The 16,128-nt window shown below is 65.4% G+C and carries 13 protein-coding genes; 7 read left to right on the top strand and 6 right to left on the bottom strand.

The window, feature by feature from the left end:
• The first annotated feature begins 385 nt into the window (after positions 1-385).
• The gene (pnp, locus tag C7450_RS13905) at positions 386-2,521 is read left to right on the top strand and encodes a polyribonucleotide nucleotidyltransferase (protein ID WP_110375029.1); all 2,136 of its coding nucleotides are present in this window, start codon (positions 386-388) and stop codon (positions 2,519-2,521) included.
• A 172-nt stretch (positions 2,522-2,693) separates the two neighbouring features.
• On the opposite strand, the gene cysK is transcribed toward pnp, so the two are convergent.
• The 6 genes from cysK to ubiE form a co-directional block, all read right to left on the bottom strand.
• Positions 2,694-3,674, bottom strand: coding sequence for a cysteine synthase A (gene cysK, locus C7450_RS13900; RefSeq protein ID WP_110375028.1), 981 nt, complete (start codon positions 3,672-3,674; stop codon positions 2,694-2,696).
• Between the two features lie 91 nt (positions 3,675-3,765).
• Complete coding sequence (locus C7450_RS13895; RefSeq protein WP_110375027.1) at positions 3,766-4,215, bottom strand: RrF2 family transcriptional regulator; 450 nt, start codon at positions 4,213-4,215, stop codon at positions 3,766-3,768.
• 27 nt (positions 4,216-4,242) lie between these two features.
• Positions 4,243-4,695 carry a dUTP diphosphatase gene (gene dut / locus C7450_RS13890; protein ID WP_110375026.1) on the bottom strand — a complete coding sequence of 151 codons (453 nt, stop codon included), beginning with the start codon at positions 4,693-4,695 and terminating at the stop codon, positions 4,243-4,245.
• A complete protein-coding gene (coaBC, locus tag C7450_RS13885) occupies positions 4,692-5,915 on the bottom strand; it encodes a bifunctional phosphopantothenoylcysteine decarboxylase/phosphopantothenate--cysteine ligase CoaBC (RefSeq protein ID WP_110375025.1) in 1,224 nt (407 codons plus the stop codon). The genes dut and coaBC overlap by 4 nt, the downstream gene beginning before the upstream one ends.
• A gap of 106 nt (positions 5,916-6,021) precedes the next feature.
• Entirely contained in the window at positions 6,022-7,593 is a 1,572-nt protein-coding gene (ubiB, locus tag C7450_RS13880; protein ID WP_210206439.1) for a 2-polyprenylphenol 6-hydroxylase, read from the bottom strand.
• A 45-nt stretch (positions 7,594-7,638) separates the two neighbouring features.
• The gene (gene ubiE, locus C7450_RS13875) at positions 7,639-8,394 is read right to left on the bottom strand and encodes a bifunctional demethylmenaquinone methyltransferase/2-methoxy-6-polyprenyl-1,4-benzoquinol methylase UbiE (protein WP_245449720.1); all 756 of its coding nucleotides are present in this window, start codon (positions 8,392-8,394) and stop codon (positions 7,639-7,641) included.
• A 270-nt stretch (positions 8,395-8,664) separates the two neighbouring features.
• On the opposite strand from ubiE, the gene mutM reads away from it, so the two are divergent.
• From mutM to C7450_RS13845, 6 genes are all read left to right on the top strand, one after another.
• A complete protein-coding gene (gene mutM / locus C7450_RS13870) occupies positions 8,665-9,546 on the top strand; it encodes a bifunctional DNA-formamidopyrimidine glycosylase/DNA-(apurinic or apyrimidinic site) lyase (protein ID WP_110375023.1) in 882 nt (293 codons plus the stop codon).
• Between the two features lie 238 nt (positions 9,547-9,784).
• The gene (rpsT, locus tag C7450_RS13865; RefSeq protein WP_110375022.1) at positions 9,785-10,051 is read left to right on the top strand and encodes a 30S ribosomal protein S20; all 267 of its coding nucleotides are present in this window, start codon (positions 9,785-9,787) and stop codon (positions 10,049-10,051) included.
• A 1,114-nt stretch (positions 10,052-11,165) separates the two neighbouring features.
• Positions 11,166-12,650, top strand: a complete 1,485-nt coding sequence (dnaA, locus tag C7450_RS13860; protein ID WP_110375021.1) for a chromosomal replication initiator protein DnaA — start codon at positions 11,166-11,168, stop codon at positions 12,648-12,650.
• Between the two features lie 214 nt (positions 12,651-12,864).
• Positions 12,865-13,986, top strand: coding sequence for a DNA polymerase III subunit beta (dnaN, locus tag C7450_RS13855; RefSeq protein ID WP_110375020.1), 1,122 nt, complete (start codon positions 12,865-12,867; stop codon positions 13,984-13,986).
• 161 nt (positions 13,987-14,147) lie between these two features.
• On the top strand, positions 14,148-15,287 hold the full coding sequence (recF, locus tag C7450_RS13850) for a DNA replication/repair protein RecF (RefSeq protein WP_110375019.1): 1,140 nt from the start codon (positions 14,148-14,150) through the stop codon (positions 15,285-15,287).
• 116 nt (positions 15,288-15,403) lie between these two features.
• Positions 15,404-16,033, top strand: a complete 630-nt coding sequence (locus tag C7450_RS13845) for a LysE family translocator (RefSeq protein WP_110375018.1) — start codon at positions 15,404-15,406, stop codon at positions 16,031-16,033.
• The last annotated feature ends 95 nt before the right edge of the window (positions 16,034-16,128 follow it).

The following is a 16,128-nucleotide window of genomic DNA, read 5'->3' as shown; positions in this document are numbered from 1 at the left end:
CGTGCGGTCGGGGCCGCACGGGTCAGTGGACCGGCAAAGAGCGATGTAACCCGCTCGTCGCGGCCATGCTCCAGAACGCAGCGTGACGCTGCGATCCTTGCGTATCGTGAAATCGGCCCATGGGCTATGTTTTACGCTACGCCTCGGGCGGACAGCAGGGGCTGGCCGCCCGCCGCGAGGGACCCGACGGGCCATTCTGTCCGAAAGTCTCCCTCACACAGGTTGCTTGAACGGCCGGGCGTGTTGCGTGAACGGCCGGGCCAGACGACCATGGCAGGATCGCCGGATGCTCATCATTCGATAGAGCCTCTCGCCGTCTTGCTCATGGCGTCGCCTCAAGCGGCTCACGGCCTGCGGGCCTGAAGACCATGAGAGATGAGAATCCATGTTTGATATTCAACGCGAAGAGATCAATTGGGGCGGCACCACGCTGACCCTGGAGACGGGCCGCATCGCCCGCCAGGCCGACGGCGCGGTTCTCGCGACCTACGGTGAGACCACGGTTCTCGCGACGGTCGTCGCGGCCAAGGAGCCGAAGCCCGGCATCGATTTCATGCCGCTTACCGTCAACTACCAGGAAAAGGCCTATGCAGCCGGCCGCATCCCCGGTGGCTATTTCAAGCGCGAAGGCCGTCCGTCCGAAAAGGAGACGCTCGTCTCCCGTCTGATCGACCGGCCGATCCGCCCGCTGTTCCTGGACGGCTGGCGCAATGACACCCAGGTCATCGTCACCGTTCTGACGCACGATCTGGAGAACGACCCGGACATCGTATCGATGGTTGCGGCCTCCGCCGCCCTCACGCTGTCCGGCGTGCCCTTCACCGGCCCCATCGGCGCCGCGCGCGTCGGTTACGTCAAGGGCGAATACAAGCTCAACCCGGCCGTCACCGAGAAGGAGGCCTCCGACCTCGATCTCGTGGTCGCCGGCACGGCCGACGCGGTGCTGATGGTGGAATCGGAAGCCAAGGAGCTTCCGGAAGATGTGATGCTCGGCGCCGTGATGTTCGGCCACAACGCCTTCCAGCCGGTCATCGAGGCGATCATCCGCCTCGCCGAGAAGGCCGCGAAGGAGCCGCGCGACATCGCCGCGCCGGACCTCTCGGAGATCGAGAAGGCGGTTCTCGAGATCGCCGAGGCGGATCTGCGCGCCGCCTACCAGATCGTCGACAAGCAGAAGCGCTATGCAGCGGTTGATGCCGCCAAGGCCAAGGTCGTCGCTGCCCTTCTCCCCGAGGACGGCGAGGTCCGTTTCCCGGCCGAGCAGGTGAAAATCGTCTTCAAGGAAGTCCAGGCCAAGATCGTGCGCTGGAATATCCTCGACACCGGCACCCGCATCGACGGCCGCGACGTCAAGACCGTCCGTCCGATCGTCTCGGAAGTCGGCCTGCTGCCCCGCACCCACGGCTCGGCCTTGTTCACCCGCGGCGAGACGCAGGCCCTGGTGGTCGCGACGCTCGGCACCGGTGACGACGAGCAGTTCGTGGACTCGCTGGAAGGCACCTATAAGGAAACCTTCCTGCTGCACTACAACTTCCCGCCCTATTCGGTCGGCGAGACGGGCCGCATGGGTTCGCCCGGCCGCCGCGAAATCGGCCATGGCAAGCTCGCATGGCGCGCCGTGCATCCCATGCTGCCGCCGCACCACGAGTTCCCCTACACGCTGCGCGTCGTCTCGGAGATCACCGAATCCAACGGGTCTTCGTCGATGGCCACCGTCTGCGGCACCTCGCTGTCGCTGATGGACGCGGGCGTGCCGCTGCGCCGTCCCGTCGCCGGCATCGCCATGGGCCTGATCCTCGAGGGTGAGCGCTACGCGGTCCTGTCCGACATTCTGGGTGATGAAGATCACCTCGGCGACATGGACTTCAAGGTGGCGGGCACCGATCAGGGCATCACCGCCTTGCAGATGGACATCAAGATCGCCGGCATCACCGAGGAGATCATGAAGGTCGCCCTCGATCAGGCCAAGGGCGGCCGTCTGCACATCCTCGGCGAAATGGGCAAGGCGCTGAAGTCGGCGCGCGCCGAGCTCGGCGAATATGCCCCGCGCATCGAGACCATCAAGATCCCGCAGGACAAGATCCGCGAGGTCATCGGTTCCGGCGGCAAGGTGATCCGCGAGATCGTCGAGAAGACGGGCGCCAAGATCGATATCGGCGACGACGGCACGGTGAAGGTTGCGTCGTCGGATGCGAAGTCCATCACTGCCGCCATCAACTGGATCAAGGGCATCGCCGCCGAGCCGGAGCTGAACGCGATCTATGAAGGCACGGTGGTGAAGACCACGGACTTCGGCGCCTTCGTGAATTTCTTCGGTTCCCGCGATGGGCTCGTCCACATCTCCCAGCTCGCCGGACAGCGCGTCCAGAAGGTGACCGACGTCGTCAAGGAAGGCCAGAAGGTCAAGGTCAAGCTCCTCGGCTTCGATGAGCGCGGCAAGGTCCGCCTTTCGATGAAGGCGGTGGACCAGGAGACCGGTGAGGACCTCGAGGCCAAGCAGAAGGACGGCAACGCCGAGTAAGGCGCTGCCCTCCGCACTCCGATACGAAAAGGCCGGCTTTCGCCGGCCTTTTTTATGGCGGTGATTGCCCCGGATTATGTCGGCCGCTCCATAAGAGCCATCAGAGCCCTCACCCGGCCGCAAGGCGGCCGACCTCTCCCAGCCGGGAGAGGTGGCACGCCGCGTTCCGCGCCTACAGCCCTTCGAACAAGGCGGTCGAGAGATAACGCTCGGCGAAATCGGGAATGATCAGCACGATGGTCTTGCCGGCCGATTCCGGCCGGGCGGCGACTTCGAGCGCCGCGGCAAGCGCTGCGCCGGCGGAAATGCCGACCGGGATACCCTCCGTCCGCGCGAGCAGACGCGACGTGTCGAAGGCGGTCTGATTGCCGACCGTGACGACCTCGTCAATCACGGAACGATCGAGCACCTCCGGCACGAAACCGGCGCCGATGCCCTGAATCTTGTGAGGGCCGGGCTGACCGCCGGAGAGAACCGGCGAATCTTCAGGCTCGACCGCGACAACATGCAGCGTTGGCTTGCGCGGCTTCAGCACCTGGCCGATGCCGGTGATGGTGCCGCCGGTACCGACGCCGGCAACGATGATATCAACCTCGCCCTTGGTGTCGTTCCAGATTTCCTCCGCCGTCGTGCGGCGGTGAATGTCCGGATTGGCCGGATTGTGGAACTGCTGCGGGATGATGGAACCAGGGATCGAGGCCTTCAGCTCCTCCGCCCGGTTGATGGCGCCGCGCATGCCCTGGGGACCGGGGGTCAGCTCAAGTTCCGCGCCAAGCAGCGACAGCATTTTGCGCCGCTCGATGGACATCGTCTCCGGCATCACGAGGATCAGGCGGTAACCGCGGGCGGCCGCCACGAAGGCAAGCGCGATACCCGTGTTGCCCGAGGTCGGCTCGATCAATGTCGCGCCCGGCTTGATCAATCCCTGCTCTTCCAGGGACGCGATCATGTTCACGCCGATGCGGTCCTTCACACTCCCAATCGGATTAAAGAACTCAAGCTTCGCAAGCAGGTGCGCCTTCAAGCCGCGTTCCTGCTCCAACCGGCGCAGCCGCACGATCGGCGTGTCGCCGATCGTCTCGGTGATGGAATCATAGATGCGGCCGCGGCCTGGTGCGCGGTCGCCGGTGGATCCATTCGATGTGCCCGCCATGGCGCTTTCTCCGTTGCGCGGGACAGACGTCCCGGATTGATCTCGGCATTTATATCACATAAAAGTCGCGATGATATAAATATTATACGATCTAAATCGTAAAATCACCAGCGGCGGGCGGAGACTCAAAGACGGCTATCGCGTCGGCTTTGCGGCAGAGGTCCTCGACGGTGATCTCGTCCAGCTTCGCCAGGAAGGTCTCACTCGCCTCTCGGATCGTCGGACCGATGACGCGATCGACGAGGAGCGAATCGGGGGTTGGCAGACCGCTGTCATCATCCTCGTCCATGGCCGCGCGCACGATGTCGCCGGCCGAGATGCGCCGGCGCTCCCGGGCGAGCTCATAGCCTCCACGGGGACCCCGTACGCCCTTCAAAATGCCGGCGCGGACGAGCTGCTGCAGCACCGTTTCAAGATGCCGAGGCGGCAGGTTGTGGCGCGCGGCCAGAAACTTTGCCGCGACAGGGGTCGGCCGCGCATGGATGGCGACATCAACGACCGCTGCTACGGCGAGAAGGCTACGCCTGGAGAGCAAGATCATGGCGGATGGCTCCTCTCGATCAGAAATTCAAGCGCCAGTCGAGCCGAAGCCGCCGCTGCCGCGTGCGGTCTCGTCAACGGCCTCGACCTCGCGCAGGGCGACCTGAACGACCGGCGCGATAACGAGTTGCGCGATGCGCATGCCACGCGCGATGACGACGGGCTCCTGGCCCAGGTTGATCAGAATGACACCCAGTTCCCCGCGGTAGTCCGCATCGATGGTGCCAGGCGCGTTGGCCACAGTCAGCCCCTGCTTGAGGGCCAGCCCGGAGCGCGGCCGCACCTGTCCTTCATAGCCGCGCGGCAGAGCGAGCACGAGCCCCGTCGGCACGAGGGCGCGCGCACCCGGCAGCAAGGTCAAAGGCTCACCGTCCGGCACCGCGGCCGTGAGATCGAGCCCTGCGGCATCCGCCGTCTCATAACGCGGCAGGGGCAAACCCTCGCCATGGGCCAGCCGACGCAGGCCCACTTCGATACTCATGGCCTATCCTCTTGAAATAAGCGGGCGATGCGCGCCACCAGCCGGGCGGCCACCTCCGTCTTCGGCAGGTCGGGCCAATCCTCAACCGTATCGGCGGTCACCACATGCACCGTGTTGTTGTCCCCGCCCATGATGCCTGTCGCGTGGCTGACGTCATTGGCGATGATCCAGTCGCAGCCCTTGCGCTGACGCTTGGCCTTGGCATAGGCGACGACGTTTTCCGTTTCGGCCGCGAAACCAACGACAAGTCGCGGACGATCCACGGCGCGCTTCGCCACGGTGGCCAGGATATCCGGATTCTCGACCAGCGCGAGCTTCGGCGCGGCGCCCGTTTTCTTCATTTTCTGCGAGGCTTCGCCCGCCACCCGCCAGTCGGCGACGGCCGCGGTGAAGATGCCGACATCTGCCGGCAGTGCCGCCTCGACCGCCGCGAGCATCTCGACCGCGGTCTCCACATGGCGGACCGTGACACCGGCGGGGTCGGGGATCGAAACCGGCCCCGAAACGAGCACGACCTCGGCCCCCAAAGCCGCCGCCGCCGCGGCGATGGCATGGCCCTGCCGGCCGGACGAGCGGTTGGCGATATAGCGAACGGGGTCGATCGGCTCGTGGGTCGGCCCCGATGTCACGACAACGCGTCGGCCGGCGAGCGGCAGCGCCGCACCGGCTTGTCCGGCATTTCCCTGGAGCGCCAGCGCGATGGCGGCAACGATTTCCAGCGGCTCGGCCATGCGGCCCGGCCCCTCCTCGCCGCGCTCGGCCATCCGCCCGCTATTGGGTCCGACAACGTGCACGCCGTCCGCCACAAGCTGGGCCATGTTGCGCCGCGTGGCCGGATGCTCCCACATCAGCGGGTTCATGGCAGGGGCAACGAGGATGGGCTTGTCGGTGGCGAGCAGGGCCGTGCTCGCGAGATCATCCGCGTGACCCTGGGCCATCTTGGCGAGGATATCGGCGGTGGCCGGTGCGACCACGAGCAGGTCCGCCTGCCGGGACAGGGCGATATGGCCGATATCCGCTTCGTCCGTCAGCGAGAACATGTCGGTGAAGGCGCGCTCGCCGCAGAGGCTGCCGACCGACAGGGGCGTTATGAACTCCGCACCGGCAGGCGTCAGGATCGCGCGCACGGCATAACCCCGCTCCTTCAAGCGCCGGATCAGGTCAAGCGACTTGTAGGCCGCGATCCCGCCAGCGATGATGAGAAGAATGCGCTTCTGCAATCCAGGACTCCAGCGCTCGCGCCCGAAACGTTCTGCGCGAACAATTAGCACATTCGTGAGCCGGGCTTTACCCCATTTCGCAGGTTTCGACGCGAAATAACGCCAATTACATGGCGAGCCAGATCAGGCCAAGCAGAACCACGACCAGCCAGAGCGCAACTGTACGGGAGCGTCCTCCGTACGCCTCGGCACGGCCGATCGCCGCCACGCTGTCGCGATCGAGCTGGACACCGTCCCGCGCCATGCGCTCGACATCGCTGACGAGCCGCTCGCCCCGCGTGAGGAGGCTGGGCAGATGGCCGAGGAACCCGCCAAATTCCTTGGCGTTGCGGCCCACATCGGCGAGGCGGCCAAGCGGCCCCAGATTCTGCTCGATCCAGCTGCGCACCACGGGATCGGCGGTGGACCACATGTCGAGCTTGGGATCGAGGTTGCGCGCCACACCTTCGACGACGACCATGGTCTTCTGCAGCATCACGAGCTCGGTGCGTGTCTGCATGTCGAACAGCGCCGTGATCTCGAAGAGCAAGGTCAGCAGCTTCGCCATCGAGATCTCATCCGCGCGCCGATTGTGGATCGGCTCGCCGATGGCGCGGATCGCCTGGGCGAAATCCGCGACGTTATGGCGATGCGGCACATAGCCCGCCTCGAAATGGACCTCGGCGACGCGGCGGTAGTTGCGGGTGATGAAACCGTAGAGGATCTCCGCGAGAAAGCGACGCTCCTCCGGGCTCAGACGCCCCATGATGCCGCAATCCACCGCGACAAGCCGGCCGTCCGGCCCCGCGAAGAGATTGCCGGGATGCATGTCCGCATGGAAGAAGCCATCGCGCAGGGCCTGCCGCAGGAATGTCTGGATCACCGCGCGGCCAAGGGCGACGCGGTCATGACCCGCCGCCTCGATGCCGGCGAGATCCGACAGCGGCAAGCCTTCCACCCATTCATTGACCAGGATGTCCCGCCCGGTCATGTCCCATTCGACGGCGGGTACGCGAAAATCGACGTCGTCCGCCGTGTTCTGGGCGAGCTCCGAGAGCGCGGCCGCCTCGAGCCGGAGGTCCATCTCCATCACGACGGAGCGCGCCAGCGTCTCGACGACCTCCACCGGCTTGAGGCGATGCATGTCCGGCAGGAAGCGTGCCGCCAGCCGCGCTCCGAAGCGCATGGCTGCGAGATCCGCGTTGAAACGCTCGCGCACACCGGGCCGCAGCACCTTTACCGCCACCTCGCGGCCGCCGCGCGCATCCACCAGCCGGGCACGGTGCACCTGGGCGATGGAAGCCGCCGCAACGGGATCGCTGAAGCTCGCGAAGACCTGATCGAGCGGCTGTCCGAGCGTTGCCTCCACAATCGCGACCGCTTCCGCCTTGGGGAAGGCCGGCATCCTGTCCTGCAGGGCTTCGAGATCACGCGCGACGCGAATGCCCACCACATCGGGGCGTGTGGCCAGGAACTGGCCGAACTTGACGTAGGACGGCCCGAGCCGCGTCAGCGCGGCGGCCAGCCGTTCCGCCCCGTCGCCGCGCCCGCGCCGCTCGATGAGGCGGGCAAGACGGACACCGGCCCTTGCGGCCGGCGGCAGCAGCGACTGATCGAACAGCCCGAAGGCGCCCTCGCGCGCCAGCACGAAGCCGACCCGGGCGAAAGACAGGATATGCCAGATGTCGGAGAGCGCCACGCTATCGCCCCCCCTGCGCCCGGCGCGGGCCGAAGGCGCCCGCCATCAGAGCTTCCATGCCGAATGCAATGCAACGACGCCCAGGGTCATCGGGCGATAACTGACGGAGCGGAAGCCGGCATCTTCCAGCATGGTGGAAAAGGCCTGCGGGGTCGGGAAGCGACGGATCGATTCAACCAGATAGCGATATGGCTCGGCATCGCCGGTGACCATGCGCCCGACGGCGGGAATGACATTAAAGGAGTAGGCGCGATAGATCGCGTCGGCGCCGGGCACGTCGACATGGCTGAACTCGAGGCAGAGCAGCCGCCCGCCGCGCTTCAGCACGCGGTAGGCCTCCGCCAGCGCCTTGTCGATGCGCGGCACGTTGCGGATACCGAACACCACCGTATAGGCGTCGAATTCGCGATCGCCGAAGGGGAGCGCCTCGGCATTGCCGGCCACGAAGGTGATGCGATCGCCGTAGCGCGTGCCCGCGCGGTCCTTGCCGACCTCCAGCATGTCGCCATTGATGTCGAGCACGGTGACGCGCGTCTGATCGCCGCCCGCATCGAGCACCCGGAAAGCGACGTCCCCCGTTCCGCCGGCCACGTCGAGATGGGCGAAGGGGCGGTTCCGCGGCGGCCGCAGCGACGACACCAGCGCATTCTTCCAGGCGCGATGCAGCCCGCCCGACATCAGGTCGTTCATCACGTCGTAACGGCGCGCCACCTTATGGAAGACGTCGTTCACCAGCGTCTGCTTTTCGTCGAGGGGCACCTCGGAAAAGCCGAAATGCGTCAGGTCATTCGCCGGGGTCACCGTGGTTTCGCATCCCTGTTGGAACTGATGAAGCTGTCGAAGCGCGCCGACCATAGATCATGAGGCCCGCGGGGGGAAAGGGCCATTCGGTCGCTCCAAGTCTCTATCTTGTCGCTCCAAGCCTCTATCCTATTGAGTCTCTATCTTATTGGAAATCATCGCATTCCATGACACCGCTCCGGCCTCGCGCTGGCGGAAGCCATCGGCGATTGCTATCTGACACCGGCCGCTCGATGAAAGCCGCACTGACGCAGCGCTCCAGGACCCTTCATGCCCGAACTTCCCGAAGTTGAAACCGTACGGCGCGGCCTCGAACCGGCAATGGTGGGCACGGTCATCACCAGGGTGGAGCAGCGGCGCCCCAACCTGCGCTTTCCCTTTCCCGCGCGCTTCCCCGACAGGCTCGGCGGCCAAACGATCATCGGCCTCGGCCGCCGCGCCAAATACCTCCTGGCTGATATCTCGAGCGGCGACGTCCTCATCATGCATCTTGGCATGAGCGGCCGCTTTCTCATCGAGGCGGCGGCCGGACGCGCCATGCCCGGCGCCTTTCAGCATGCGGCGGGCGAAGACCACCGCCATGATCACGTCGTCTTCCACCTCGCCAACGGCCTGATCGTCACCTACAACGACGCGCGGCGCTTCGGCTTCATGGTCCTGGTGCCGCGCGCCGAGCTCGCCCAGCATCCCCTGATCGCGAAACTCGGCATCGAGCCGCTCGGCAACGAACTCGATGCGGATCTCATCGCCCGCCTGATGGCCGGGCGGCAAACCCCGTTGAAGGCCGCGCTGATGGACCAGGGCCTGATCGCGGGCCTCGGCAATATCTATGTGTGCGAAGCCCTGCACCGGGCGGGGCTTTCACCGCGCCGCGCCGCCGGCACGCTCGTCACGGCAGCCGGCCGGCCCACGGCGGGGGCGCGGCGGCTCGCGACGGCGATCCGCGAGGTCCTCACCGAGGCTGTCGCGGCCGGCGGCTCGAGCCTGCGCGACTATGCCCAGCCGAACGGCTCTCTCGGCTATTTCCAGCATGGCTTCCGCGTCTACGACCGGGAGCACGCCGCCTGCCCGACGCCGGGCTGCCGCGGCACCATCGCGCGCATGACCCAAGGCGGGCGCTCGACGTTCTTCTGCGCAACCTGCCAGCGATGAGGTGGGCCGGCTGCAGGCCGTCAGGCAAGCGGTTTCATCGCGGCTTCCGCCCCGCACTTCCATCGTAAAGAAGAATGCAAGACGAGCGTTGACGCTTGGGTCGCAACGCCGTATAAGCCGCGCATCAGGATGGGTGGCGTTCGGCGCTGCCCTCTTCTACCGTTCAACAATTGCCGATCCCGGTCGCTCGCCTCCACAAGGTTGTGCGGACAGATCGGGGACGATCAAGAGGTTAGAGATGGCTAACACCGCGTCGGCCAAAAAGGCGGCTCGCAAGATTGCACGCCGTACGGCCGTGAATAAGGCGCGTAAGAGCCGCGTCCGCACATTCCTCCGCCGCGTCGAGGAAGCGATCGGCAGCGGTGACCAGGCGGCAGCCGCGGTTGCTCTGCGTTCGGCTGAGCCTGAGTTGATGCGTGCCGCCCAGAAGGGCGTCGTGCATAAGAATACCGCGTCACGTAAGGTGTCCCGCCTCGCGCATCGGATCAAGGCGCTCAGCGCTTAATCGACGCTATTTTAGCGATACTCATCGTTGATTTTAAAGCCCAGTGAAAGCTGGGCTTTTTTTCATGATTCCGCCGCCGAATACGTGATTCGCGCATTATCTGCTTGCCTTTTATTCTTGACACACGTTCGCAGCATGAGCGGCAACCCGAAATTCCAACCGCGCAGATAAAACGCCGCCAGAACAGATCCTTAGCAGGCAAAGCGTGTGAGGGGGGGCGAATCTGCCCTCCCGGGGGGGTGTGAGGGCATCCTATCGTGTCGCAAATCGCCTCGCTGCGCTGGCAATCAAGCTTGGGCGTGGCCGTGATGAAAACCGAGCATCAACAACAATTTACACTGCTTGCCAGCGGGCGTGCGGCCGGCGCAACTCGGCAACAGGCGAGCTTTGGCACCCCCACAACCGTTTGATGTGTTGCGCCCGCCCAAGCGGGTGTCGTAGTGTTACCGGACTTGAGGCTTTCGCCTTGGGGCCTTCAGCGGGAAAGTTGGAAGAATTCAACCTCTTTTTCAGGAGGGAGCGGTGTTTTTTGTCTGTTCAACAGCTGTCAGGTCGCTCTATACACAGTTGGCGACCTGTGCTTATCGAGCAGTCGGAAGAGCATCGTTACAGATTATGCCGGTGTTATGCGGCTTCCTTATCTGTAAAGTTCTTTGTTGCTGCGCACCTGGTCCCGTTGACTCTGCGTGATTTCGAAACAGTCTCCGCACGCTTCCTGTTGCGTACCTTTTTAAGGGCCGGCGCGGCTTAAAGTTTGTTTGTTGGAGATCCAACAGCGGTGCAGTCTTTGATTGCGCCGTGGGGATAGTTTGCGCTCAGGGGTCGGGCGTTAAAACAAAAAAAGGAGCTGCAGTCGATGTATAAGGCGAACGAAGGGACGAAACTCCCCGGAGACCGTGGAAGCCCTGAAAAGGGTTCGATATCCGGCCAGAGTTTGCGGCCTTCGGAGGCCTTGTCAGCAGCGGTTCGTGGCCCGGGTATCGGCCCGGTTGCCCTTGGCAGCTCCCCCAGAGGGGATGTCACCAAGGTTACGAATGGTTTGGGCTCGAGTCTTTTGGGAAGTGGTGTCTTGGGAAGTGGTGCCTTGGGAAGCGGTGCGTTGGGAACAGGTGGCATGGGAGCAGCGGTGGTGAGCACGGGTGCGGTTGGCGATCAGCCCGTATTCGGTGAGCCCTGGTCGCGTGTGCGGCGTCGGCTGCGTGTCGAGCTTGGAGAAGACGTCTTCACGAGCTGGTTCGGTCGTCTCGAGCTTGATGGCGTGACGGAGGGGGTCGCAAGGCTGACCGTCCCCACGCGCTTCCTCAAGAGCTGGATCGAGTCCCATTATGCCGACCGCGTCCTCACCCTGTTCCGGTCCGAATGCGCGGAGGTGACGCGATTAGCCCTGTCCGTCCGTGGTTCGCTGAGCCGCGATGCTGCGGCCGCGGCACGCCCCGTCGAGCCGTCCGTGCCGCGCCAGGCCGCCGCGCGGGACGGTTTCGCCGAGGCGAGCGTGGCGCCGCCGGCTTTTGAGAAGCCGGTTGCGACGCCGGCCGCGCAGCGTGGCGACAGCTCTGACCTGACGGGCAATCCGCTCGACGGCCGGCTGACATTCGAGTCCTTCATCGTCGGCCGTTCCAACGCCCTCGCCCACGCCGCCGCTGAGAGGGTGGCGCGCGATGACGGCGCGACGCCCCTCTACAACCCGCTTTATCTCCACGCGGGTGTCGGGCTCGGCAAAACGCACCTGATCCAGGCTGTGGCCCATGACGCCCAGCGCTGCGGCAAGCGGGTGATCTATCTCACGGCCGATCGCTTCATGTATGGCTTCGTGGCAGCGCTGAAGGCGCAGACCGCGCTTGCCTTCAAGGAGAAGCTGCGCGGCATCGACCTGCTCGTCATCGACGACGTGCAGTTCCTGCAGGGCAAATCGATCCAGCAGGAGTTCGGCCACACCATCAATGCGCTGCTCGACGCCGGCCGCCAGATCGTGGTGGCGGCGGACCGGCCACCCGCCGATCTCGAGGCGCTCGACGAGCGCGTCTGCTCGCGCCTTGCCGGCGGGCTCGTGGTCGAGATGGCGTCGCTGGACGAGGAGCTCCGCAATCGCATCCTGATGGCCCGAATCGCGGCGGTACAATCCGTCCATCCGGCCTTCTCCGTGCCTTCGCCCGTCGTGTCCTATGTCGCGCGGGTCATCACCACCAACGGCCGCGATCTCGACGGCGCCGTCAATCGCCTGCTCGCCCATTCCACCCTGTCGGGTTCGGAGATGTCGCTGGAGACGGCGGAAGCGGCCATCCGCGATCTCGTCCGCACCAAGGATCCCAAACGCGTCAAGATCGAGGACATCCAGAAGCTGGTCGCCAGCCGCTACAATGTCTCGCGCGCCGATATCCTGTCCGAGCGCCGGACCGCGGCCGTGGTCAAGCCCCGCCAGATCGCGATGTATCTGTCCAAGATCCTGACCTTGCGCTCGCTGCCGGAAATCGGCCGGCGTTTCGGCGGACGCGACCATACGACCGTGCTGCATGCGGTGCGGAAGATCGAAAAGGCCGTCGGTGACGACGGCGCGTTGAATGAAGAGGTCGAACTTCTGAAGCGCATGCTTCAGGAGTAGGGCGCGGAGCGTCGTAGGGCGCAGCCCGCGCCAGGTTGTAGGTTCGTCCCTCTGGTTGCTGCTTGCGGCCCGGATCCGTGGCTTGGACAACAAGTGCCCTTGCGAAAGCGCTGGCGAGACGGCATTGTGCCTGCCCACCTGTCGGGCAGGCCGGCCGATTTCGTCCTGGTCTGCGTTGCGCGGGTCATTGCGTTAGAGAGAAACGGAACGTTCGATGAAGGTCACCGTCGAACGGGCGACACTTTTGAAGTCGCTCGGTCATGTCCATCGCGTCGTCGAGCGGCGCACAACGATTCCGATCCTGTCCAACGTCCTTTTGAAGGGCGTGGCCGGTCAGCTGAGCCTGAAGGCGACCGATCTTGACCTCGAGGTGACGGAGACCCTTCCGGCCGATGTCGAGATCGAGGGCGCCACCACGGTGCCGGCTCACGTCATCTACGACATCGTGCGCAAGCTGCCGGACGGTGCGCAGGTCTCGCTGGAGACGACCGGCGACGGGACGCAGATGCTGATCCGCGCCGGGCGCTCGCGTTTCAACCTGCAGGCTCTGCCTGAAAGCGACTTTCCGGACCTCGCCGCCGGCGACCTTCCCCATCGCTTCAGCCTGCCCGGCATCGAACTGAAGCGGCTGATCGACAAGTCGCAATTCGCGATCTCGACCGAAGAGACGCGCTACTACCTCAACGGCATCTTCATCCACACGATCGAGGCCGCGCCCGGGGCAACCGTGCTGCGCGCGGTCGCGACCGATGGCCATCGCCTCGCGCGGGTCGATGTGCCGGCTCCGCCCGGCTCGGTCGGCATGCCCGGCGTCATTCTGCCGCGCAAGGCCGTTGCCGAAATCCAGAAGCTGCTCGACGGCCTGGAGGCCGACATCACCGTAGAGCTGTCGCCTGCCAAGGTTCGGCTCACGATCGGGGCCGTGATCCTGACATCGAAGCTGATCGACGGAACCTTCCCGGACTATCAGCGCGTGATTCCAGCCGGCAACGACAAAGAGCTCGTCGTGGATCGCGACGTCTTCAGCGCGGCAGTGGACCGGGTGTCGACCATTTCGTCCGAGCGCGGGCGCGCCGTGAAACTGGCGCTGAGCGACGGTCGCATGGTTCTGTCGGTCACCAACCCGGATTCGGGCAGCGCCACCGAGGAACTCGAGGTCGACTATGACGCGGCGAGCCTCGATATCGGCTTCAACGCGCGCTATCTCCTGGACATCACGAGCCAGCTTGATGGCGATACGGCCCTGTTCAAGCTTGCCGATGCCGGCTCGCCGACACTCGTGCAGGATCGCGAGGGGGCGGCCGCCCTCTATGTGCTGATGCCGATGCGGGTCTGACGCCGTCAAGCGAAACGACGGACGCGCGTGGCTCGTCCGGGCAACGCGCGGATCGTGAATGAGACGGCGGACCGGCAAGGGTCCGCCGCGTGTGTGGCCAGGCAAACTGCGGGGACGCGACCATTCAGGAGCGCGCGACAGCTCCGCGCGTGAAGCGCCTCATGCTTGCGGATTTCCGCAGCTATGCGGATCTCCATCTTGATGTCGGCGCGGCACCGTTGGTTGCCCTCGTCGGCGACAACGGCGCGGGCAAGACCAATCTCATCGAGGCGCTTTCGCTGTTCACGCCAGGGCGGGGGCTGCGCCGGGCCGACTTCGGCGAGCTCGCACGCATCGGCGGACGCGGCGGTTTCGCCGTGTCCGCAACGCTGGCCGCACCGCCTGATGAAGCCCATCTCGGCGAAACGCGCCTCGGTATCGGCTCCGAGCCGACGCCGGAGGGCGGCAACAGCCGCAAATGCCGCGTGGACGGAACCGCCGTGGCGTCCGCGTCGGCTTTTGCGGATTATGTCCGCGTCGTGTGGCTGACACCGGCCTTCGACGGACTTTTCTCCGGTCCGGCGGGCGACCGCCGCCGTTTTCTCGATCGCCTGGTCCTGGCCGTGGACGCCGGCCACGGCACGCGCGTCAATGCTTTCGAAAAGGCCATGCGCGGCCGCAACCGGCTTCTGGCCGAAGATGCCCCACATCGAGCCTGGCTCGATGCCGTGGAACGGGAGCTCGCGGAGCTGGGCGTCGCCGTCGCCGCTGCGCGTGCCGAGACGGTCGCGCGGCTCGCTGCGCTCATCGAAGCCACCCGCGACGACGCCTCACCCTTCCCCTCGGCGGAACTGCGCCTCGAAGGGGAGATCGAGGCGCTGGTCAATGCGACCGCCGCCGTCGAGGTCGAGGATCACTATCGCCGCCTGCTGCGCGACGGCCGCGCCCGCGACAAGGCCGCCGGCCGCACCCTGAGTGGCCCGCAGACGAGCGAGCTCGTCGTTCACCATCGCGCCAAGGCCATGCCCGCCGGACAATGTTCGACCGGCGAGCAGAAAGCCCTGCTGATCGGGCTCGTGCTCGCCCATGCCCGGCTCGTCGCGACCATGAGCGGGATCGCGCCGCTCGTGCTGATGGATGAGGTGGCGGCCCATCTCGATCCGCGCCGGCGTGCCGCGCTCTACCGGGAACTGGCGGCGCTGGGCTCGCAAGTCTGGATGACGGGCGCCGATCCAGCGCTTTTCACCGAGCTCCCGGAAGGCTCGGCGCGGTTCCTTGTCACGCCCGGAATGGTCACGCCCTACGAGGCCATGGAGATGTGACCTTCCGCGGGTTCGTGGCCCTGCGGGTTTATGGCGCCGTGGGTTCGCGCGCTTCGCGCAACGCCTCATTTCTGCTATGAGCAACTGTGATGCGTTCGACCTTGAAAGCTTAGACAATGTCCGGCCTCGACCTGATCAGCCTTGCCGTCTTCGCCAGCGTCCTGGCGGTGGCGGGCGCCTCGCCGGGCCCCGCGGTCGCGGCCATTCTGGCCAGGGTGCTCGCCCGCGGCGCGGCGGGCGTAACGCCGTTCCTGGCCGGGCTCATCCTCGGGGATGTGGTGTGGCTGGCGGCGGCGGTGCTCGGTCTTGCCGTCGTCGCCCAGACCTTCCACGAACTCTTCCTCGTCATCCGCTATCTCGGTGCGGCCTATCTCTTCTGGCTCGCCTGGAAGCTCTGGTTCGCACCGATATCCGCTTCGCCAGAGGTCCCGGCCGTGGCAAGCTCCGGCGAACGGGGCCTGCGCGCCTTCGTGGGCGGCGTCATGCTCGCGCTCGGCAACCCGAAATCCATGATGTTCTATCTCGCGCTTCTCCCCAACATCATCAGTCTGGCGGATGTCCGCTTCCTGGCCTTCATCGAGCTTGTCGGTGTCATCGTTGCCGTGCTGACCGGCGTGTTCACCGGCTATGTGCTTCTGGCGACACGCGTTCGCCGGCTTTTCACCTCGCCGCGCGCCATGCGTTGGCTCAACCGGGGCAGCGGAACCGTGATGGCGGGCGCAGCGATCGCAGTCGCAACGCGATAAAGCCGCATTCTCAAGGGAAAAGTGCTCGCGCGGGCGTGAAATCTCACGTCCGAATGATTAGATTTATGCTGTCGAATCAAAGGCTGCGGTGCAAT

Origin of the sequence: Chelatococcus asaccharovorans (assembly GCF_003201475.1) — a bacterium.
Taxonomy (GTDB): Bacteria; Pseudomonadota; Alphaproteobacteria; order Rhizobiales; family Beijerinckiaceae; genus Chelatococcus; species Chelatococcus asaccharovorans.
Note: the sequence above shows the minus strand (reverse complement) of the source record. Positions and strands in the feature narration are given on the sequence as shown.

Coding starts and splice junctions, on each gene's coding strand:
- pnp (WP_110375029.1), top strand. CDS start 386: ATGTTTGATATTCAACGCGAAGAGATCAATTGGGGCGGCACCACGCTG.
- cysK (WP_110375028.1), bottom strand. CDS start 3,674: ATGGCGGGCACATCGAATGGATCCACCGGCGACCGCGCACCAGGCCGC.
- C7450_RS13895 (WP_110375027.1), bottom strand. CDS start 4,215: ATGATCTTGCTCTCCAGGCGTAGCCTTCTCGCCGTAGCAGCGGTCGTT.
- dut (WP_110375026.1), bottom strand. CDS start 4,695: ATGAGTATCGAAGTGGGCCTGCGTCGGCTGGCCCATGGCGAGGGTTTG.
- mutM (WP_110375023.1), top strand. CDS start 8,665: ATGCCCGAACTTCCCGAAGTTGAAACCGTACGGCGCGGCCTCGAACCG.
- rpsT (WP_110375022.1), top strand. CDS start 9,785: ATGGCTAACACCGCGTCGGCCAAAAAGGCGGCTCGCAAGATTGCACGC.
- dnaA (WP_110375021.1), top strand. CDS start 11,166: ATGGGAGCAGCGGTGGTGAGCACGGGTGCGGTTGGCGATCAGCCCGTA.
- dnaN (WP_110375020.1), top strand. CDS start 12,865: ATGAAGGTCACCGTCGAACGGGCGACACTTTTGAAGTCGCTCGGTCAT.
- recF (WP_110375019.1), top strand. CDS start 14,148: ATGCTTGCGGATTTCCGCAGCTATGCGGATCTCCATCTTGATGTCGGC.
- C7450_RS13845 (WP_110375018.1), top strand. CDS start 15,404: ATGTCCGGCCTCGACCTGATCAGCCTTGCCGTCTTCGCCAGCGTCCTG.